Here is an 18,489-nt window from a genome sequence, read left to right on the forward strand (position 1 = left end):
AAGCAACTGAGCACGAGGCCGCCCATTTGTATCTTCCGCCAGACGGAATATTCCGGAGCGAAACAAACCGATAGGATCGCCCCATGCGCCGTTCGAAAATCGTCTGTACTCTCGGCCCCGCGGTCGACTCCCACGAGCAGCTCGTCTCTCTGATCGAAGCCGGCATGAACGTGGCCCGCTTCAACTTCAGCCACGGCACCCACGCCGAGCACCAGGGCCGGTACGACCGGGTCCGGGCCGCCGCCAAGGAGACCGGCCGGGCCATCGGTGTCCTCGCCGACCTCCAGGGCCCGAAGATCCGCCTCGAGACCTTCGCCGAGGGCCCGGTGGAGCTGGTGCGCGGTGACGAGTTCACCATCACCACCGAGGACGTCCCCGGCGACAAGACGATCTGCGGTACGACGTACAAGGGCCTGACCGGTGACGTCTCGCGCGGTGACCAGATCCTCATCAACGACGGCAACGTCGAGCTGAAGGTCCTGGACGTCGAGGGCGCGCGGGTGAAGACGATCGTCATCGAGGGCGGCGTCATCTCCGACCACAAGGGCATCAACCTGCCCGGCGCGGCCGTCAACGTGCCCGCGCTGAGCGAGAAGGACATCGAGGACCTGCGGTTCGCGCTGCGCATGGGCGCCGACCTGGTCGCGCTGTCCTTCGTCCGCGACGCCAAGGACGTGGCCGACGTCCACCGGGTGATGGACGAGGAGGGCCGTCGGGTCCCCGTCATCGCCAAGGTGGAGAAGCCGCAGGCGGTGGAGAACATGGAGGACGTCGTGATGGCGTTCGACGGTGTGATGGTCGCCCGTGGCGACCTGGCCGTCGAGTACCCGCTGGAGCGGGTCCCCATGGTGCAGAAGCGGCTGATCGAGCTGTGCCGGCGCAACGCCAAGCCGGTGATCGTGGCGACCCAGATGATGGAGTCGATGATCACCAACTCCCGGCCGACCCGCGCCGAGGCCTCCGACGTGGCCAACGCGATCCTGGACGGCGCCGACGCGGTCATGCTGTCCGCCGAGTCGAGCGTGGGCGCGTACCCGATCGAGACCGTGAAGACGATGTCGAAGATCGTCACCGCGGCCGAGCAGGAGCTGCTCTCCAAGGGCCTCCAGCCGCTGGTCCCGGGCAAGAAGCCGCGGACGCAGGGCGGTTCGATCGCGCGCGCCGCGTGCGAGATCGCCGACTTCCTCGGCGGCCGGGGCCTGGTGGCCTTCACCCAGTCCGGTGACACCGCCCGCCGGCTGTCCCGCTACCGGGCGTCCCAGCCGATCATCGCGTTCACCACGGACGAGAACACCCGCAACCAGCTGGCGCTCAGCTGGGGCGTCGAGTCGCACGTCGTGCCGTTCGTGAACAGCACCGACGAGATGGTCGACCTGGTGGACCAGGAGATCATCAAGCTCAACCGCTTCAACCCGGGCGACATCGTCATCATCACGGCCGGCTCGCCGCCCGGCGTCCCCGGCACCACCAACATGGTCCGGGTGCACCACCTCGGCGGCGGCGCGAACGACTGACCCGGCCGCCCCACGGGCGGGTTCGGCCCCGCGAAGGGGCGTGTACGGCGCTGAGGGCGCCCCCTGCGACAGGGGGCGCCCTCAGGCTTGTGCGGCTCCCGAACGGGCTTGTGCGGGGGACTGAGCGGTCTAGTCGGTGGTGTAGACGCGCATCCCCGGGATGTGCAGGTTGCCGCCCATCTGGCCGGCCTGCACGACCTTCACCTTGGTGAAGTAGATCAGCGGGATGTTCAGCGGCGGCGGGTTCTCCGGGTCGAAGGTGACCGGGATCAGACCGAACAGGTTCCCCGAGATGCTCTCGGTGTACATGATCGTGTCGCCGTCGGTGATCGTGGACGTGCTGCCCGAGGCCGCCTGGACGTGGTAGGTCTTGCCCGTCTGCTTGTCGTCGACCGTCTGGTGCAGATCGCCGATGTCGGTGCCGCCGGAGATGACGTACTTCAGGACCTTCTTCTTCGTCCCGTTGGCCGTCTTCACCTCGACGATGCCCTGGTAGTCGGCGCTCTTCAGCAGCAGCGAACTGGCGTTCAGGTACCAGGGGTCGTCCGCGAGGGGCGTCTTGTTGTCGATGCCGCTCTCGTCGAGGGTGGCGACGGGGCAGTCGTCGACGTCGGCCGTGGACTCGGACGGGCTGGGCGAGGCGGTGGCCTCGTCGGCGGCGTCCTCCGCGGCCTCGTCCGCCGTGTCGTCGGCGGCGTCGGCGGTGTCCTTCACCTCGCCGGTGACGGCGTCCGTGGCGTCCTTGACCTTGCCGGTCCCGTCCGTACCGGAGTCGTCCGTACCGGAGTCGTCCGAGGAGCCGGTGTCGTCCGAGGAGCCCCCGCCGGTGTCCGACGAGGAGTCGTCGGTGCCGGCCGACGCCGAGGCGGACGCCGACGGGGACGGGCTCGCGCTGGAGGACGCGTCGGAGCCGTTGTCACCGTCGAAGAGGTCCGTGATGGCGTCGCCGATGGTCTCCAGGACGTTCTTGTCCGTCTCCTCGGCCGACGGGGTCGCCGTGGCCGTGTCGTCGGAGGACGACGCGGCCGACTGCTGCTCGGTCGTGGACGCGGCCTCGGAGGACGCGGACGGCGCGGGCTCGGCCTGTTCGTCGGAACCTGAATCCGACGACGAGGAGTCGTCCGAACCGCTCGACGTGTCCTGCGAGTCGTCCGTCGAGGTGTCCGTGGAACCCTCGTCCGACGGGGAGTCGTCCTGCGCGTCGTCGGTCGACTCGGAGGCCGACGGCGACGGCGAGGCCGACGCGGAGGCGTCCGTGTCCTCCAGGGCCGCCACGCAGTCCTTGTACTCGTCGATGGTGAGGCTCTTCGACGTCGGCTGGTCCTCGGCGTTGGCGAGGGTCGGCGTGAAGCCCATCCCCATGAGGACCGCCGTGGGCATGGCGGCCAGGGCTATCGCCTTGCCGGCCGGCATGTGGAACCTGGTGAACAGCGGCTTCTTGGGTGCCGCGTGGCGGGGACCGGTTCTCACAGGGGACGCCTCCACGTCAGTCCCGTGAGTCACCTCGTCAGCCGGCACTGTGCCTCCCGTTCGCCCCGTTGGCCGGGCTCGTTCCTGACAGATCGTTCGGCTCGCCCTCGCCGTCGTCGTCCTTGGCGGGGGACGCGTCCTTGGTGAGGGAAGGGCCCGTGCTGTACGGGTTCTCGGTCAAGTCGCCCGCGGGGGCGGTGCTCCCGGGGTACGCGCCCTCGGGCGCTCCCGAGGCGGCCGGCCCGGCCGCCGGTGCCGCTTCCGGCACGGGCGGCGCGCCCGGTGCCCACGACACGGCCATCGCCCCGCCGATCAGCGCGAAGAGGAAACCGATGAGGAATCCACCGAGGTTGGAGACCGGGATGGACACCAGGCCGAGCAGGATCGCCGCGACACCCGCGAAAGTACGTACGTGCTTCTGGAACCACAGGCTCAGGCCCAGAACGCCCAGCAGCACACCGATGATCAGGGAGCCTGCGCCCGCGGTGGTCGCCATCGCCAGCGTCAGGTGGCCCACCTGGAGGTGCGCGTACGGGAAATAGGCGATGGGGAACCCGCTGATGAGAACGAACAGGCCCGCCCAGAACGGCCGTGTGCCCCGCCAGGCGCGGAACTGCTGCCTCCGGAGGGTGAACTGGCCGGGGGCGACAGGAGTCTCGGCGCTCATGGAAAACAGCTCCCTGGTGCGGCTTTGCTGTGGTGGAGATGTGGGCCGCGAGTGAAAGCGCGGCGCTTCAGAAGGGACGGGCGGGGGCGCCACCGGCCCCCCCGCCCGTCACCGAGTGCTTAGTAGCACTCCTTGACACCCGTCGACAGCGACATCTTCAGGCCGCTGAGCTTGAAGGTTCCGGCGGTGGTGGCCCACGCCGTCTGCTTCACGTCGGTGAGCACGGCCGAGTCGGCCTGCTGGCCGAAGCCGTAGGGGTTGGCCTGCTCGCTGCCGCCCTTCATGCCCGGACCCTTGTTGAGGTCCTTGGCGGCGACACCGATCTCGATGTTGTTGAACGTGGCGTCGGCGGCCAGTTCCTCGACGTCGATGTACAGGTTGTCGGCCTCGACCGGCTTGCTGCCGCCGCCGGCCTTCAGCGTGAGGCTGACCGAGCCGAGCAGCGGGATGTTCGGCGTGACCACGGACTGGCACATGTTCGTGATCGTGGCGCTCTTGAACGACGAGACGGCGACGGGGTGAGCCGTCTTCTTGCCGTCCAGGGTGTAACCCGAGTCGAGCGCGCCGTACTGCGCGAAGCCCGTGCCGACGAGCTTGTCGGCCGTGACCTTGAACGACTGACCCGACACGCTGAACGACGCGGCGAGCGCGCCCTGCGCGAGGGCGACGCCTATACACGCCGTGGCAGCCACGCTGGGCACCATGACGACGGCGAACCGCTTCCATCTGGTCCCGCCACGCACCTGGGACTCCATATTTCCTCCTTCTCGGACGTACATCTCCTGCCCCCGACTCACCACCGAGGCGGCGGCTCAGCCGGGCAGGGATGGGAGAAGTGCTACGTCCTCGGGAAGGGGAGCGCCCGTATTCGGAGGCGCTGTCCGCGCACCGATCACCGGCGATCACCCCCGAGCGACAACCACTGGTCGCGCCTGACACGCATCACGCACAACCTTGCTGGACAGGCTTCACCGACCGGCGAAGACCCCCCTGCCCGAGAGCCGGCGTCACAGCCGCCGGCCCTGCTCGGTGGGGACCCAGGAAAATCCGTTGACCCAACCGGCTGTCGGGGTACGGCTTTGGACCGAGCGTGGCCGATCGTGGTGCATTCTCGCCGCCCGCACAAGGGGGTTCGTTACTGGCTAGTAACGGCCGGATAACCGAACAACGACCCATAGGTCTCGGGTGGCGACGCAGGGTGGCAACAAGCCCCAGAACAAAACTATTGATCGAGGGACAGAACCCGACACAACAACGGCTTGGACTTACTTGAAGTAACAGCGGCCGCGATTACCAAGATTTGGTAAAGCGCGGCCGCAGGGGAACCTCGTAGGCGGAACCTTCACTCCGGAACCACACGCCCCGGCGTTTAGCGACTGGTCAGGAACCGGGCTCCCGCCCCGCTCAGAACAGCGCCCGCGCCAGCGCCCGGCGCGCCGCCGCCACCCGCGGGTCCTCGGGCCCGACGACCTCGAACAGCTCCAGGAGCCGCATCCGTACGGCGTCCCGGTCCTCGCCGGCCGTGCGGCGCACAGTGTCGATCAGCCGTCCGAAGGCGTCCTCGACATGACCGCCCACCAGATCCAGGTCGGCGGCGGCGATCTGTGCCGCCGGGTCCTGCGGCTTCTCGGCGGCGTCCTTGCGCACCTGCTGCGGGTCCAGGTCCTGCACCCGGTGCAGCAACTCGGCCTGCGCCAGACCGAGTTTCGCCTCCGTGTTCGCCGGGTCGTCCACGAGGACGTTCCGGTACGCCTGGACCGCGGCACCGAAGTCACCGGCGTCCAGGGCCTCCACGGCGGCTTCGAGGAGGGTGTCGTGGGGGCCGGCCGGGACCTCGGCGGGCGCCGCCTGGCCGCCCCCGGGCTCGGCGTCGGGGTCGACGGTCAGGCCGGTCAGCCCGAAGCGCTGCTCGGCGACCTGCACCAGCTGGTCGAGGGTCTGGCGGATCTGTTCCTCACCGGCGGCACCCTGGAAGAGCGGCAGGGCCTGCCCCGCGACGACCGCGAAGACGGCCGGGATCCCCTGGACCCCGAACTGCTGCATCAGCATCTGGTTCGCGTCGACGTCGATCTTGGCGAGCAGGAAGCGGCCGTCGTACTCGACGGCGAGCCGCTCCAGGACCGGGCTCAGCTGCTTGCAGGGCTGGCACCACTCGGCCCAGAAGTCGATGACGACGGGCACCTCGGCGGAGCGCTGCAGGACGTCCCGCTCGAACCCCGCCTCGTCTACGTCGATGACGAGATCGGCCGGGGAGACGGCGCCCGCGCCGCCCTGCCGGGCCGTTTCGGCGCGCGCCTGCTCCGCCTTCGCCTTGGCCTCCTGGGCCGCCTTCACCGCGGCGAGGTCGACGACTCCGCTCATGGACATGTTCCGTGGCTGCATGCGTCTATCCTCCCCCGTCCGCGCGTGTACGTGAAAAGCGTTCCGAAAGCGATCCCGAACGAGCGCTGGGGTCCCCACCCCACGCGCAGCGGTCGCGACCCGCGCACGTCCCGCACGGGCTTTCGCTACGAGTCGTAGCGTAATGGCGCGAGGTGCCTTCGTGCGGCCACTCCCTGGTGATCTCCCTCACGGCGACACGGGAAACACCATGGCGGAAACCGGCGGTTATGGTCGGGGGATGCAGAGCCGCACCCCTGTCCGCACCGGCCGCCCCCGCAGCGCCGCGGCGGACGCCGCGATCCTGGCCGCGACCCGGGCGGCCCTGGTCGAGCTGGGCTGGTCGAAGCTCACCCTGGGGGACGTGGCGACCCGCGCCGGGGTGGCGAAGACGACCCTCTACCGCCGCTGGGCGGGCAAGAACGAACTGGTCGTGGACGCGGTCGCGGAACTCTTCGGCGAACTGGAGCTGCCCGACCGCGGCAGCCTGGCCGCGGACATCGAGGGCGTCGTCCTCCAGTTCGCGGCGATCCTGGCCCGCCCCGAGGCGAAGAGCGGGCTGATGGCGGTGGTCGCGGAGTCCACACGCGACGACGCCCTGCGCGAGCGCATCCGCGCCTCCATCGTCGATCCCCAGAAGGACCTCGTCCTGGAGGGCCGCGCCCGCGCCCAGACGCGCGGCGAACTCCCCCCGGAGACCGACCCCGAGGAGGCCGCCCGCACGGTCGACCTCATCTTCGACATCGTCGCGGGCGCGGTCGTCCACCGCACCCTGGTCAGCGCGGAACCGGCCGACGAGGAGTGGGTGCGCGACTTCACGCGCGTGCTCCTCCTCGGCCTGACGGCGACCGACCGGAAGGCCGGCAACTAGAACCGACCGGAAGGCCGGCTCCTAGAAGCCCGCCGGCTCGGTGTACACCCCCCACTCGTCCCGCAGGGCGTCGCAGATCTCGCCCAGGGTCGCCTCGGCGCGGACGGCGTCCAGCATGGGCTCGATCATGTTCGAGCCGTCACGGGCGGCGGCCAGCATGGCGGCCAGCGCGGCCCGCACCCGTGCGTCGTCGCGCCCCGCCCGGCGCTCCCCGAGCACCCGCACCTGCTCCCGCTCCACCTCGTGGCTGACGCGCAGGATCTCCAGGTCCCCGGTCACCGACCCGGTGTGGGCGTTGACGCCGACGACCCGCTTCTCGCCCTTCTCCAGGGACTGCTGGTAGCGGAAGGCGGACTCGGCGATCTCGCCCGTGAACCAGCCGTCCTCGATCCCGCGCAGGATCCCGGAGGTGATCGGCCCGATCGGGTGCCGCCCGTCGGGGTGCGCCCGCAGCCCGCGCTCCTTGATCTGCTCGAAGATCCGCTCCGCGTCGGCCTCGATCCGGTCCGTCAGCTGCTCGACGTACCACGAACCGCCCAGCGGGTCCGCCACGTTGGCGACGCCGGTCTCCTCCATCAGCACCTGCTGGGTGCGCAGCGCGATCTCGGCGGCCTGCTCGCTCGGCAGCGCGAGCGTCTCGTCGAGGGCGTTGGTGTGCAGCGAGTTGGTGCCGCCGAGGATCGCCGAGAGCGCCTCCACCGCCGTACGCACCACGTTGTTGTACGGCTGCTGGGCGGTCAGCGAGACACCGGCGGTCTGGGTGTGGAAGCGCAGCCACTGCGCCTTCTCGGACGTCGCGCCGTAGACGTCGCGCATCCAGCGGGCCCAGATCCTGCGCGCCGCGCGGAACTTGGCGATCTCCTCGAAGAAGTCGAGGTGCGCGTCGAAGAAGAAGGACAGGCCGGGCGCGAAGACGTCCACGTCCAGGCCGCGGGACAGGCCGAGTTCGACGTACCCGAAGCCGTCCGCCAGCGTGTAGGCCAGCTCCTGCGCGGCCGTCGAACCGGCCTCGCGGATGTGGTAGCCGGAGACCGACAGCGGCTTGTAGGCGGGGATGCCGGCCGCGCAGTACTCCATCAGGTCGCCGATCAGCCGCAGATGCGGCTCGGGCGGGAAGAGCCACTCCTTCTGCGCGATGTACTCCTTGAAGATGTCCGTCTGGAGCGTGCCGTTGAGGACGGCCGGGTCGACGCCCTGGCGCTCGGCGGCGACGAGGTACATGCAGAAGGCGGGGACGGCCGGACCGCTGATGGTCATCGACGTCGTCACGTCACCGAGGGGGATGTCCTTGAACAGGACCTCCATGTCGGCGGCCGAGTCGATGGCGACGCCGCAGTGGCCGACCTCGCCCAGGGAGCGGCGGTCGTCGGAGTCGCGGCCCATGAGCGTCGGCATGTCGAAGGCCACCGAGAGGCCACCGCCGCCGTTGGCCAGGATCATCTTGTAGCGCTCGTTGGTCTGCTCGGCGTTGCCGAACCCGGCGAACTGCCGGATGGTCCAGGTGCGCCCCCGGTAGCCGGTCGGGTACAGGCCACGGGTGAAGGGGTACTCGCCCGGCCAGCCGATCCGCTCGAAGCCCTCGTAGATGTCGCCGGGCCGGGGCCCGTACACCGGCTCCACGGGGTCTCCGGAGAGCGTGGTGAAGTCCGCGTCGCGCTTGCGCGAAGCGTCGTACCGGGCCTGCCAGCGACGGCGGCCCTCCTCGATGGCGTCAGCGTCCATGACTCAAATTTACTTGGACGTCCTAGTAAATGTCGACAGCTATTAGTAGGACGTCCTAGTAAATCTTGGTACGACACCGCCGCACGCGCGACGCGTACGGCGGTGGGGGGTGGCGTTACGCCTTGACGGCGGCCGGAGAGGCGTCGGCGGCGGCCGTCGCGTCCAGCTCGCGGGTGATCTTCCGCTCCACGAAGAAGGCGGCCGTCGGGATCGTCCCGGCGAGCAGCACCCACAGCTGCTTGGCGACCGGCCACTTCGCCTTGGAGCCCAGGTCGAAGGCGAAGACCAGGTAGACGACGTAGAGCCAGCCGTGCGCGATGGAGACGGCCCGCGTGGCGTCCGCCGCGCCGTCCAGGTCCAGTACGTACTTGCCGATCATGCACAGGCACAGGAGGACCAGCAGCACACCGGTGACGTAGGCCATGACGCGGTAGCGGGTCAGCACGCTCTTCTTCATGCCGTCGAGCGTAACCGCCCGTTCCGGCCGATCTTGGGGCGGGTCAGTCCTCCTCGAAGTCGTGCGCCGCGACCCGCAGCGGCCGCAGCATCGCGAAGATCTCCGCGCACTCCTCCTCGTCGTACGCCCCGAGACCGAAGTCCATCGCCATCAGGTCGCGGGTGGCCGCCTCGACGACCTCGCGCCCCTTGTCCGTGATCACGGCGAGGGTGCCACGGCCGTCGTTGGGGTTGGGCCGCCTGGCGACCAGGCCGGACCGCACCAGCCGGTCGACGGTGTTCGTCACCGACGTGGGGTGCACCTGGAGCCGCTCACCGATCTTCGACATGGTCAGCTCGCCCTCCTTGGAGAAGGTGAGCAGCACCAGCGCCTCGTAGCGGGCGAACGTCAGCCCGTACGGCTTGACCACCGCGTCCACCTCGGCGAGCAGGATCTGGTGGGCGCGCATGATCGAGGTGATCGCGGCCATCGAGGGCACGCTGCCCCATCTCTGCTTCCAGAGCTCGTCGGCGCGGGCGATGGGGTCGAAGGGCAGGCTGCGGGGCTTCGGCACGGCACCAGACCCTACCCGCCGGTCATATCCCGGGCAGCCTCGTCTCGGCTTTCGGTCCGCCGGGCCTCCCGGGCCAGCAGCACACAGCACACGGTCCCCAGCGCTCCGGCCCCGGCGACCGCCGCCCGCACGCCCACCAGCTCCGCCGCGACCCCCGCCAACGCCATCCCGACGCCCTGGAAGGTCATGAGTCCGGCGGTCAGCAGGGTCATCGCCCGGCCGCGCAGCTCCTGCGGCACGGCCCGCACGAACCACTGGTCGAGTCCGAGGGTGTACGCCGCCCCGGCGCCCGAGACCACCAGCAGCAGGAGGGAGACGGCGAGGCCGGGGCGCAGGGCGTAGCCGAGGTAGGGCAGCAGGGTGAGGCAGACCAGCGGCAGGGCGACGCGCTCGCGGGCGGCGGGGCGCAGCCGGGACCCCGCGTACAGCTCGCCCGCGACCGTGCCGACGGGCAGCGCGCACATCAGCAGGCCGAGGGCGAGCGGTCCGGCGCCGACGTCGTCGGCGTAGGGCGCCGCCAGGGCCTCCGGCGCGACCGCGAACATCGGCGGGATCCAGGTGAGCAGGAGCAGCGCGCGGACCCGCCGGTCGGCGAGGACGAGCCCGGCGCCCCTGAGGGACTCCCGGACCAGGGTGCCGCCGTCGCGGGACCGGGCCGGGCGGCGGTGGGTGCCCAGGCGCAGGATCACGGCGGAGGCCAGGAAGGTGGAGACGGTCACGACCAGGGACTGGCGCGGGGAGGCGACGGTGAGCAGCAGGCCGCCGAGGCCGTAGCCGGCCAGGAGCGCGCTCTGCGAGACGATCCGCAGCAGCGAGCGGCCGAGGACGAACAGGTCGCCGTCGCCGAGGATGTCGGCGAGCGTCGCCATCCGGGTGCCGGCGAACACCGGTGAGACGACGGCGAGAGCGCAGCGCAGGGCGAGCAGCACGGCCAGCGGCGCCCCCCGCACGGTCATCGCCGCGACGCACACCGCGCACACCAGGTCGCAGAACACGAGCACCCGGCGGGCCGGGAAGCGGTCGGCGACGCCCGCGAGCAGGGTGCCGCCGACGACGTAGGGCAGGAAGCCCAGGGCGAAGGTGAGCGCGCTCATGAGCGGCGAGCCGGTGAGGTCGTAGACGAGGAGGGACAGGGCGATCTCGGCGACGACCACGCCGAGCAGGGAGAGCGTGTGGGCGGCGAAGACGGCGCGGAACTCGGGGACGGCGAGGACGCGGGCGTACCCGGACCCGGCTCCGGACCCGGACCCAGGTGCTTGTGGAGTGGCGGTGGTGACCTCTGGCATGTCCGGCAGCGTGCTCGGGGCGGGCCGCGGAACCTATAGATTCGGCCCCAGCCGAATGTTCCGCGCCCGGCCTGGCTCCGGCCAGGCCGCGGCCGCCACCGCCCCAGGGGGTCCCGTGCCGTCGCGTCTGCACTTCGGCGAGGACGACTTCCTGCGCTGCCGCTTCGCCGTGTCCCCGCTCTGGGAGACGCAGGAGGTGGTGCGGATGCTCAAGCGGCCCGAGCGGCACGGCTATCACGCGCCCTGGCTGCGTCGCCGGGCCGCGGTGGCGGCCGGGCTGGACCTGACGGGTCTGTGGCTGCTGATGCCGCGGCGGGGCCACTGCCCCGACTGGCTCTGCCCGCCGCCGATCGGCCCGGCCGCCTCCTTCGAGGAGGAGATCGCCGCCGTGCGGGCGAGCGATCCGGCGGCGGCGCGCGCGGACACCGCCCGGTCGCTGGCCGACACCCCGGGCGCCCTCGGCTCCCCTCGCGGACGGAGGTGGCTGGAGGATCCCGCCGGCATGGTCCGGGAGCTGTCGGACGCGCTGGAGGAGACCTGGCACGCCCTCGTGGCGCCGGACTGGCCCCGGCTGCGCGCCCTGCTGGAGGCGGACGTGGCGTTCCACTCGCGTCGGCTGGCCGAGGTGGGGCTGGGCGGGCTGCTGCCGGAGATCAGCCGGCGGTTCGGCTGGCGGGCCGGGACGCTGACCGTCGAGTTCCGCGGCGAGCACGAGCGGCGGCTGGACGGGCGGGGCCTGGTGCTGATGCCGAGCGGGTTCATCTGGCCGGACGTCGTGAGCACCTTCGACCCGCCGTGGCAGCCGACGCTCGTCTACCCGGCGCGCGGCATCGGCGGCCTGTGGGCCGAGCCCGAGGGCCGGGCGCCCGAGGTGCTGGTACGGCTCCTGGGCCGCGGGCGCGCCGCGGTGCTGGCCGCGCTCGACGAACCGGCCGGCACCGTCGCCCTCGCGCACCGGCTGAGCCTCGCGCCGTCGTCGGTCTCCGCGCATCTGACGCTGCTGCGGGACGCGGGGCTGCTCGTCGCGCGGCGCTACGGCCACCAGGTGCTGTACGAGCGGACACCGCTCGGGATGGCGCTGGTGGCGGGCGACGGTCCGGACTGAACCCGTCGCCCCGTACGTTCGGTTCAGTACAGGTGGCGCAGCCCGAGGACGTCGCCCTTGCCGAGGGTGCGGGCACTGGTGGTGCAGGCGTACGAGTTCGCGTACATGGTGAGGTTGCCGTGGCCGGCGCCCGCGTGACCGAGGCCGAAGACATGGCCGGCCTCGTGCGTGGCGACGCTGCGGATGTCGTAGGCGTTGTCGCAGGAGCCGCTGGTGGGGCGGTTGGTGAAATGGTAGTGGCGGGTGTTGAAGCGGACGTCGGCCTCGATCAGCTGGTCGGGGCGGGGTCCTGGCACCGGGTGGCTCCAGGAACAGGTGGTGGCGACGACGCCGCTGCTGAGGTCGCCCGCGTCCCAGACGTTCAGGCCGTCGCGCGTGGTGCAGCGGGCCTCGCTGTCGACATCGGCCTCGTGGTGGGTCGGGGCCACGAAGCGCGCCTTCGCCATGACCGTGTCGCCGATCCCGCAGTCGTTGCGGCTGCTGGTGATGGTGGCGATGGCGTCCTCGAAGGCGCGGCGGGCCTCGGCGCGGGTGACGCCGCCGGGCTGCGGGCCGTCGCCGATGAACCAGTCGTAGGTGTTGTACTCCTTGCGGTCCTCGGTGGTGAACGCGGAGTCGGTGCAGGAGGCGGGCGAGTCGGCGCGGCTGCCGCTCGTGGCGGCCGCCGGGCGGCCGGCGTGCCCGTCCCGGCCGCGGTGGTCGTCGTGGCCCTCGTGGCCCTCGTGGCCCTCGTAGTCGTAGGACACCGTGCCGTCGGCGGCGACGCGCACGGTGAGGCCGTGGGCGGAGCCGTCCGCGGTCAGCGCCTCGACGGCGACCGTGGTACCGGGTTCGGGGACGGCGACGCCGACGCCGTCCCGGATGACGAGCCGGCCGACGGCGGCGCAGCGGGTCACGGAGGATCCCGCGGGCAGATCGTCGACCGTGAGGGCGCCCCGGGCGGGCCCGCACCCGGTCGCCCGGCCGACGTCCCCTCCCCCGGGGACGGACAGGAGTGCCGTCACCACGAACGCCGTGACCGCCCTGCCGAGAAGTCCCGGCCCACGCCACCCAGTCACGCATCCTCCCGCTGAACGCCAGGCCATTCGCCTGTGATCGATCCGGGGAGACATTAACCACGCGGACGGGCCCGAAACCCCTCACTCCGTCGCCCTATTGAGCGACCGCTCAAACGGGTGTACCGTCCTCCCGGATTGTTTGAGCGATCGCTCAAAAACCGGTCCGACATGGGGGATTCACATGGGGCTCTACGTCGAGGCGCGGATCCGCGCCGACCTGGACGAGGTGTGGGCACGTACCCAGGACCCCGCTCTGCACCGGCGCTGGGACCTGAGATTCACCGAGATCGCCTATCACCCGCGCGCGGAGGGCGAGCCCCGGCGCTTCCGCTACGCCACGCGCGTGCTGCCGTTCCTGACCCTCACCGGGACGGGCGTGGCGGCCGGCGAGCACGAAGGCCCGGACGGCACCCGCGTCTCCGCCCTGCGCTTCGTCTCCCCGCACCCCCTGTCCCTGCTCGCCGAGGGCGGCGGCTACTGGCGCCACGTCCCGGACGGCGACGGGGTCCGTTTCCTCACCGGCTACGACTACCGCCCCCGCTGGGGCACGTTCGGCGTACTCGTCGACCGGTTCTTCCTGCGCCCGCTGCTGGGCTGGGCGACGGCCTGGTCCTTCGACCGGCTGCGGCTGTGGCTGGAGCGGGGCATCACCCCGGAACGCGCCCTGGCCAACTGGCTGGTGGAAGTGGCGGTACGCGCGTGTGCCGTCATGGTCGCCGTCGCCTGGCTGGGCGCGGGCCCCGCCCTGCGGCTGTTCGGGGCGTTCGCGGCGTCACTCGCCTACCTGTGCCCGCTGCTGCTGAGCGTGGTGGTCTGCGTGGCCCTCTTCGCGTCGCCCCTGGCCTGCACCCCGGCGGCCCGCCGCTGCCTGCGCCAGCCCGTGACCCACGTACGGGCACCACGCGTGCTGCGCGCCCTGGAGAACGGGTGAGCTTCGTGCGCACCCGGCCCGACGCCCGGACGGAGGCGCGCACGTGAGTACGGACACCAGGACCAGGCTCCTGGAGGGCGCCCTGCGGACGCTCACCGAGCAGGGCATCGCGAAGACCTCGGCCCGTACGGTCGCCGCGGCCGCCGGGGTGAACCAGGCACTGGTCTTCTACCACTTCGGGTCGGTCGACGAACTCCTCGCGGCGGCCTGCCGCTACGGCGCCGAGCGCACGGTCTCCCGCTACCGCGCCCGGTTCGACGAGGTGACCTCCCTGACCGAACTGCTCGCCCTGGGCCGTGAGATCCACGAACAGGAGCGGGCCGGCGGCCATGTCATGCTGCTGGGCCAGCTGCTGGCCGGCGCCCAGACCCACGGGGCGCTGGGCCCGGCCACGGCCGCCGGTCTCGACCTGTGGATCATGGAGATCGAGCAGGTCCTCGACCGGGTCCTCGCGGGCACCCCGTTCGGCGAGTTCACCGACCCACCGGGCCTGGCCCGGGCGGTGGCGGCGGCCTTCGTCGGCATCGAACTGTACGAAGGCGTCGACACCGCCGGAGCCGCGTCCGCATTGGACGCCCTGGAACAACTCGGCCTGCTGGTAGCGGCCCTCGAAGAACTCGGCCCAGTGGCCCAACGGGCCGTACGACAGTACCTACGCCGAGCATCGACCCGCCGCTGAACTCCGGGGTGTCCGGCGACCGGTGGGCCACGGTCCCCGTGGGCACACCCAGGACGATCGCCTGGCCGGGGCCCACGCCGCGGACGTGCTACGCGAAGGCGACCTCCAGCAAGCCGCCGACCGGTCCGACGGTGGCCCCGGTCGAGCCGCCGTGGACACGCAGCGGACCCGACGACCCATGACCCCCGCGCCCCGTGACCCGGGTGCCCCTACTCCCCCAGATACCTCTCCACCGTCGCCACCTTCGACGTCAGGCCGTCCGTGACGTCGGGGCGGATGTCTGCCTTGAGGACCAGGGAGACCCGGGGTGCGCGGGCCTCGACGGCGGCGACGGCGCGCTTGACCACGTCCATGACCTCGTCCCACTCGCCCTCGACGGAGGTGAACATGGCGTCGGTGCGGTTGGGCAGGCCGGACTCGCGGACCACGCGGACGGCGTCGGCGACGTACTCCCCGACGTCCTCGCCGACGCCCAGCGGGGTGACCGAGAAGGCGACGATCATGCGTTCACGACCCCCTGCTTGCGGGCGCGGGAGGCGATGACCGCGTCCTCGGCCTCGCGGCGCAGCCGGCGCTCGGCGAAGAAGCCGCCGGCCGGGAGGACGGAGAGGACGAAGTAGAGGGCCGCGGTCTTCAGCGACCACTTCGTGCGGTTCCAGGCGTCCGCCCAGAAGAGCACGTACAGGACGAACAGCACGCCGTGGACCATGCCCATCACGGGTACCGCGTTGAAGTCCGTGGTCCGCTTCAGCACCGAGCAGACGAGCAGCAGCAGGAAGGACACGGCCTCGGGGGCGGAGACCAGGCGCAGGCGGCGGAGGGCGGAGGCTGTCTTCAGGTCCACGGGTCACCTTCGGGGGTTCGACGTCGATGGCGGGGCGGTTTGTGAACGCGCGCACAAGCGTTCGCCCCATTGTGGCAAATGGTCCCCCTAGGGGTGCCGTCAGGGTCGGGATCCACCCATGGGTGCTGTTCCATCCACCCGTTCGACGGCTACCTTTCGCAGCGTGGCGATGTTCCGACTGCAAGGCAGCAAGGTGCTCGCCGTCGACATGACCGGGGACGCCGTGAAGGCGAAGAACGGCTCGATGGTCGCGTACGACGGTCAGATGACCTTCAAGAAGCTCAGTGGCGGCGGTGAGGGCATCCGGGGCATGGTCACCCGGCGGCTCACCGGCGAGCAGATGACCGTGATGGAGGTGACAGGACAGGGGACGTGCTGGTTCGCCGACCGCGCCTCCGAGATCAACCTCGTCCGTCTCCAGGGGGACAAGCTCTACGTGGAGTCGAGCAACCTGCTCGCGACCGAGGCGGGTCTGCGGACGGGCACGAGTTTCACCGGGCTGCGCGGCGCGACCCAGGGCAACGGTCTGTTCACGACGACCGTCGAGGGGCACGGCCAGGCGGCGATCACCTCGGACGGCCCGGCCGTCGTGCTGCGGGTCAGCCCGCAGTACCCGCTGACCGTCGACCCCGGCGCGTACATCGCGCACCAGGGTGACGTCCGGCAGTCCTTCCAGTCCGGGGTGACGTTCCGCACACTCATGGGCGAGGGCGGCGGCGAGGCCTTCCAGATCCGGTTCGAGGGGGACGGCCTGGTGTACGTCCAGCCGAGCGAGCGCAACACGATCGCGGGGGACGTCTGAGATGGCCTTCCGTGAGATCAACTCCAAGATGGTCGAGGCGACGGTGGTGCCCGGCCAGCGGCTGTTCAGTCAGCGCGGCGCCATGCTGGCGTACCGCGGCGAGGTGTCCTTCACCCCGAACAGGCAGGGCGGCCAGGGCGGTGTGATGTCCATGATCGGGCGGCGCCTGGCCAACGAGGACACGCCCCTGATGAGCGTCGAGGGCAGCGGCACGGTCCTCTTCGGGCACGGCGGCCACCATGTCCAGGTCATCCAGCTCACCGGGGACACACTCTGCGTGGAGGCGGACCGCCTGCTGGCCTTCGAGGGCGCCCTCCAGCAGGGCACGATGTTCCTGGGCTCGCAGGGTGGGGTCATGGGCATGGTCCGGGGCCAGGTCAGCGGCCAGGGTCTGTTCACCACGACGCTGAAGGGGCACGGCGCGGTCGCCGTGATGGCCCACGGCGGTGTCTTCGAGATCCCCATCACCCCGCAGCGCCCGGTCCATGTCGACCCGCAGGCGTACGTCGCCCACCACGGCGACGTACGGAACAAGCTGTCGACCGCGCTGGGCTGGCGGGACATGGTGGGCCGCGGCTCCGGCGAGGCGTTCCAGCTGGAGCTGAGCGGCAACGGTGCGGTGTTCGTCCAGGCGTCGGAGGAGAAACTGTGAGCGGCTACCCGGGCGCGGGACTGACCGTGCACGACCCCATGACCCTTCCGGTCGACGACAACGTGAACCCGTACACCTTCTGTGTGGAGCTGAAGGGGAGCCAGTGGTTCCTCCAGAAGGGGAAGATGATCGCCTACTACGGCTCGATCGACTTCAACGGCGTCGGGCACGGCCGGCTGGACCGTCTGGTGCGTACGTCGTTCCATTCGCCACTGCACGCGAGCGACTGGGTCGTGGCGGAGGGCTCGGGCAAGATGCTCCTCGCCGACCGGGCCTTCGATGTGAATTCCTACGACCTGGACAACGGCAACCTGACCGTTCGCTCCGGCAATCTGCTCGCTTTTCAGCCAAGTCTGTCGCTGAAGCAATCGATCGTGCCGGGTTTCCTCACGCTGATCGGAACCGGAAAGTTCGTCGCCGCATCTAACGGTCCGGTGGTGTTCATGGAGCCTCCCCTCCGGGTGGACCCGCAGGCGCTGGTCGGCTGGGCCGACTGCCCCTCGCCCTGCCATCACTACGACCACGGGTACATGACCGGCGTCATGGGCGGTCTACGTGCACTGACAGGGCTGGGCGGGGCCTCCGGGGAGGAGCACCAGTTCGAGTTCGTGGGCGCCGGGACGGTGCTGCTCCAGTCGACCGAGACCCTCATGGCCGAGCAGGCCACGGGGGCCGTTCCGCACGAGCCGGGAGTGCCCGGCGGGGGCGGGATGCCCGGCATGTCGGGCGGGCACGGCGGGCAGTCGGGGGGACCGCGCCTTCCCGGACAGCTGGGGGACCTCCAGCGTCGCTTCGGGCTGTGAACGGTAGTCTGCGGAGTGTGACATCGAACGCGTGCCCACTGTCACACCACCCTCACTAGTACGCATTTCAACATTTTAGGTAGACTTCATTCATGGAGACCGAAACGGCCACTCGCTGGCTGACCGATGCGGAGCAGTGCGCCTGGCGCACCCACCTGGAGGTCAACAGGCTGTTGACGTACCAGCTCGAGAAGGATCTCCAGCCGTTCGGCCTGACGATGAACGACTACGAGATCCTGGTGAACCTCTCCGAGTCGGAGGGCGTCCGGATGCGGATGAGCGATCTCGCGTCCGCCACCCTTCAGTCCAAGAGCCGTCTCTCGCACCAGATCACCCGCATGGAGAACGCGAACCTGGTCCGCCGTGAGAACTGCGAGTCCGACCGCCGCGGTCTGTACGCGGTGCTGACGGAGCACGGCATGGAGACGATGCAGAAGGTCGCGCCCCACCACGTGGCGTCCGTGCGGCGCCACTTCATCGACCTGCTCTCGCCCGAGGCCCTGGTCGACCTCGACAAGTCCCTCAAGCCCATCGCCGAACACCTCCGCGGGCAGCGCGGCCGCCCGTAGGTGCCCTCGGACGACCGGCAGGCGCAGCTCGAACAGGGCTGCGCCTTCCGGCGTCCCACGGACCGTGAGCGTGCCGCCGTGCCGCACGGCCACGTCCCGGGCGATGGCCAGGCCCGGACCCGCACGG

The 18,489-nt window shown here is 70.8% G+C and carries 20 protein-coding genes and 1 pseudogene; 9 read left to right on the forward strand and 12 right to left on the reverse strand.

Annotation, left to right across the window (positions count from 1 at the left end; translation table 11 throughout):
- Positions 1-83 precede the first annotated feature (83 nt).
- The gene (gene pyk, locus ACZ6D7_RS41810; protein WP_469502658.1) at positions 84-1,514 is read left to right on the forward strand and encodes a pyruvate kinase; all 1,431 of its coding nucleotides are present in this window, start codon (positions 84-86) and stop codon (positions 1,512-1,514) included.
- A 129-nt stretch (positions 1,515-1,643) separates the two neighbouring features.
- Here pyk and ACZ6D7_RS41815 read toward each other — a convergent pair whose 3' ends face one another.
- From ACZ6D7_RS41815 to ACZ6D7_RS41830, 4 genes are all read right to left on the reverse strand, one after another.
- On the reverse strand, positions 1,644-3,032 hold the full coding sequence (locus tag ACZ6D7_RS41815) for a hypothetical protein (protein WP_469502660.1): 1,389 nt from the start codon (positions 3,030-3,032) through the stop codon (positions 1,644-1,646).
- Positions 3,022-3,651: a DUF6114 domain-containing protein gene (locus ACZ6D7_RS41820; protein WP_469502664.1), complete on the reverse strand. Its 630-nt coding sequence runs from the start codon at positions 3,649-3,651 to the stop codon at positions 3,022-3,024. Before ACZ6D7_RS41820 ends, ACZ6D7_RS41815 begins: the two co-directional genes overlap by 11 nt.
- A 119-nt stretch (positions 3,652-3,770) precedes the next feature.
- Positions 3,771-4,406, reverse strand: coding sequence for a DUF6230 family protein (locus tag ACZ6D7_RS41825; protein ID WP_469502667.1), 636 nt, complete (start codon positions 4,404-4,406; stop codon positions 3,771-3,773).
- Between the two features lie 649 nt (positions 4,407-5,055).
- Positions 5,056-6,033: a tetratricopeptide repeat protein gene (locus ACZ6D7_RS41830; protein WP_469502669.1), complete on the reverse strand. Its 978-nt coding sequence runs from the start codon at positions 6,031-6,033 to the stop codon at positions 5,056-5,058.
- A gap of 238 nt (positions 6,034-6,271) precedes the next feature.
- Here ACZ6D7_RS41830 and ACZ6D7_RS41835 point away from each other — a divergent pair, with 238 nt between their 5' ends.
- Positions 6,272-6,901: a TetR/AcrR family transcriptional regulator gene (locus tag ACZ6D7_RS41835; RefSeq protein WP_469502673.1), complete on the forward strand. Its 630-nt coding sequence runs from the start codon at positions 6,272-6,274 to the stop codon at positions 6,899-6,901.
- A 21-nt stretch (positions 6,902-6,922) separates the two neighbouring features.
- On the opposite strand, the gene ACZ6D7_RS41840 is transcribed toward ACZ6D7_RS41835, so the two are convergent.
- From ACZ6D7_RS41840 to ACZ6D7_RS41855, 4 genes are all read right to left on the reverse strand, one after another.
- Positions 6,923-8,623, reverse strand: a complete 1,701-nt coding sequence (locus ACZ6D7_RS41840) for an acyl-CoA mutase large subunit family protein (protein ID WP_469502676.1) — start codon at positions 8,621-8,623, stop codon at positions 6,923-6,925.
- A 115-nt stretch (positions 8,624-8,738) separates the two neighbouring features.
- A complete protein-coding gene (locus tag ACZ6D7_RS41845) occupies positions 8,739-9,080 on the reverse strand; it encodes a DUF3817 domain-containing protein (RefSeq protein ID WP_469502679.1) in 342 nt (113 codons plus the stop codon).
- A gap of 43 nt (positions 9,081-9,123) precedes the next feature.
- Positions 9,124-9,633, reverse strand: a complete 510-nt coding sequence (locus ACZ6D7_RS41850; RefSeq protein WP_469502682.1) for a MarR family winged helix-turn-helix transcriptional regulator — start codon at positions 9,631-9,633, stop codon at positions 9,124-9,126.
- An 11-nt stretch (positions 9,634-9,644) separates the two neighbouring features.
- Positions 9,645-10,919, reverse strand: a complete 1,275-nt coding sequence (locus ACZ6D7_RS41855; protein ID WP_469502685.1) for an MFS transporter — start codon at positions 10,917-10,919, stop codon at positions 9,645-9,647.
- Positions 10,920-11,034: 115 nt separating this feature from the next.
- Between ACZ6D7_RS41855 and ACZ6D7_RS41860 the strand changes: the two genes are divergently transcribed.
- The gene (locus ACZ6D7_RS41860) at positions 11,035-12,024 is read left to right on the forward strand and encodes an ArsR/SmtB family transcription factor (RefSeq protein ID WP_469502688.1); all 990 of its coding nucleotides are present in this window, start codon (positions 11,035-11,037) and stop codon (positions 12,022-12,024) included.
- 23 nt (positions 12,025-12,047) lie between these two features.
- Here the strand turns inward: ACZ6D7_RS41860 and ACZ6D7_RS41865 are convergent, their stop codons facing one another.
- Positions 12,048-13,082: a matrixin family metalloprotease gene (locus tag ACZ6D7_RS41865; protein ID WP_469502691.1), complete on the reverse strand. Its 1,035-nt coding sequence runs from the start codon at positions 13,080-13,082 to the stop codon at positions 12,048-12,050.
- Positions 13,083-13,263: 181 nt separating this feature from the next.
- On the opposite strand from ACZ6D7_RS41865, the gene ACZ6D7_RS41870 reads away from it, so the two are divergent.
- Both ACZ6D7_RS41870 and ACZ6D7_RS41875 read left to right on the forward strand, forming a co-directional pair.
- Complete coding sequence (locus tag ACZ6D7_RS41870; protein WP_469502694.1) at positions 13,264-14,013, forward strand: hypothetical protein; 750 nt, start codon at positions 13,264-13,266, stop codon at positions 14,011-14,013.
- Between the two features lie 43 nt (positions 14,014-14,056).
- Complete coding sequence (locus tag ACZ6D7_RS41875; RefSeq protein WP_469502698.1) at positions 14,057-14,692, forward strand: TetR/AcrR family transcriptional regulator; 636 nt, start codon at positions 14,057-14,059, stop codon at positions 14,690-14,692.
- A 209-nt stretch (positions 14,693-14,901) separates the two neighbouring features.
- Here the strand turns inward: ACZ6D7_RS41875 and ACZ6D7_RS41880 are convergent, their stop codons facing one another.
- Both ACZ6D7_RS41880 and ACZ6D7_RS41885 read right to left on the reverse strand, forming a co-directional pair.
- A complete protein-coding gene (locus ACZ6D7_RS41880) occupies positions 14,902-15,195 on the reverse strand; it encodes an MTH1187 family thiamine-binding protein (protein ID WP_469502701.1) in 294 nt (97 codons plus the stop codon).
- A complete protein-coding gene (locus ACZ6D7_RS41885; RefSeq protein WP_469502705.1) occupies positions 15,192-15,536 on the reverse strand; it encodes a DUF3817 domain-containing protein in 345 nt (114 codons plus the stop codon). Before ACZ6D7_RS41885 ends, ACZ6D7_RS41880 begins: the two co-directional genes overlap by 4 nt.
- A 169-nt stretch (positions 15,537-15,705) precedes the next feature.
- On the opposite strand from ACZ6D7_RS41885, the gene ACZ6D7_RS41890 reads away from it, so the two are divergent.
- From ACZ6D7_RS41890 to ACZ6D7_RS41905, 4 genes are all read left to right on the forward strand, one after another.
- Positions 15,706-16,338: an AIM24 family protein gene (locus ACZ6D7_RS41890; RefSeq protein WP_469502796.1), complete on the forward strand. Its 633-nt coding sequence runs from the start codon at positions 15,706-15,708 to the stop codon at positions 16,336-16,338.
- Between the two features lies 1 nt (position 16,339).
- Entirely contained in the window at positions 16,340-16,990 is a 651-nt protein-coding gene (locus ACZ6D7_RS41895; protein ID WP_469502709.1) for an AIM24 family protein, read from the forward strand.
- Entirely contained in the window at positions 16,987-17,793 is an 807-nt protein-coding gene (locus ACZ6D7_RS41900; protein ID WP_469502712.1) for an AIM24 family protein, read from the forward strand. The genes ACZ6D7_RS41895 and ACZ6D7_RS41900 overlap by 4 nt, the downstream gene beginning before the upstream one ends.
- A 92-nt stretch (positions 17,794-17,885) precedes the next feature.
- On the forward strand, positions 17,886-18,362 hold the full coding sequence (locus ACZ6D7_RS41905; protein WP_469502715.1) for a MarR family winged helix-turn-helix transcriptional regulator: 477 nt from the start codon (positions 17,886-17,888) through the stop codon (positions 18,360-18,362).
- 12 nt (positions 18,363-18,374) lie between these two features.
- Here the strand turns inward: ACZ6D7_RS41905 and ACZ6D7_RS41910 are convergent.
- A pseudogene (locus ACZ6D7_RS41910) lies at positions 18,375-18,485 on the reverse strand (ATP-binding protein); the annotation flags it as partial.
- Between the last annotated feature and the right edge of the window lie 4 nt (positions 18,486-18,489).

The sequence above is a fragment of the Streptomyces sp. NPDC041784 genome, assembly GCF_055591025.1.

What these genes read in the sequence shown, in the direction of transcription:
- pyk (WP_469502658.1), top strand. Translation starts at nt 84, where the DNA reads ATGCGCCGTTCGAAAATCGTCTGTACTCTCGGCCCCGCGGTCGACTCC.
- ACZ6D7_RS41845 (WP_469502679.1), bottom strand. Translation starts at nt 9,080, where the DNA reads ATGAAGAAGAGCGTGCTGACCCGCTACCGCGTCATGGCCTACGTCACC.
- ACZ6D7_RS41855 (WP_469502685.1), bottom strand. Translation starts at nt 10,919, where the DNA reads ATGCCAGAGGTCACCACCGCCACTCCACAAGCACCTGGGTCCGGGTCC.
- ACZ6D7_RS41905 (WP_469502715.1), top strand. Translation starts at nt 17,886, where the DNA reads ATGGAGACCGAAACGGCCACTCGCTGGCTGACCGATGCGGAGCAGTGC.
- ACZ6D7_RS41890 (WP_469502796.1), top strand. Translation starts at nt 15,706, where the DNA reads ATGTTCCGACTGCAAGGCAGCAAGGTGCTCGCCGTCGACATGACCGGG.
- ACZ6D7_RS41895 (WP_469502709.1), top strand. Translation starts at nt 16,340, where the DNA reads ATGGCCTTCCGTGAGATCAACTCCAAGATGGTCGAGGCGACGGTGGTG.
- ACZ6D7_RS41825 (WP_469502667.1), bottom strand. Translation starts at nt 4,406, where the DNA reads ATGGAGTCCCAGGTGCGTGGCGGGACCAGATGGAAGCGGTTCGCCGTC.
- ACZ6D7_RS41820 (WP_469502664.1), bottom strand. Translation starts at nt 3,651, where the DNA reads ATGAGCGCCGAGACTCCTGTCGCCCCCGGCCAGTTCACCCTCCGGAGG.
- ACZ6D7_RS41870 (WP_469502694.1), top strand. Translation starts at nt 13,264, where the DNA reads ATGGGGCTCTACGTCGAGGCGCGGATCCGCGCCGACCTGGACGAGGTG.
- ACZ6D7_RS41830 (WP_469502669.1), bottom strand. Translation starts at nt 6,033, where the DNA reads ATGCAGCCACGGAACATGTCCATGAGCGGAGTCGTCGACCTCGCCGCG.
- ACZ6D7_RS41880 (WP_469502701.1), bottom strand. Translation starts at nt 15,195, where the DNA reads ATGATCGTCGCCTTCTCGGTCACCCCGCTGGGCGTCGGCGAGGACGTC.
- ACZ6D7_RS41835 (WP_469502673.1), top strand. Translation starts at nt 6,272, where the DNA reads ATGCAGAGCCGCACCCCTGTCCGCACCGGCCGCCCCCGCAGCGCCGCG.
- ACZ6D7_RS41840 (WP_469502676.1), bottom strand. Translation starts at nt 8,623, where the DNA reads ATGGACGCTGACGCCATCGAGGAGGGCCGCCGTCGCTGGCAGGCCCGG.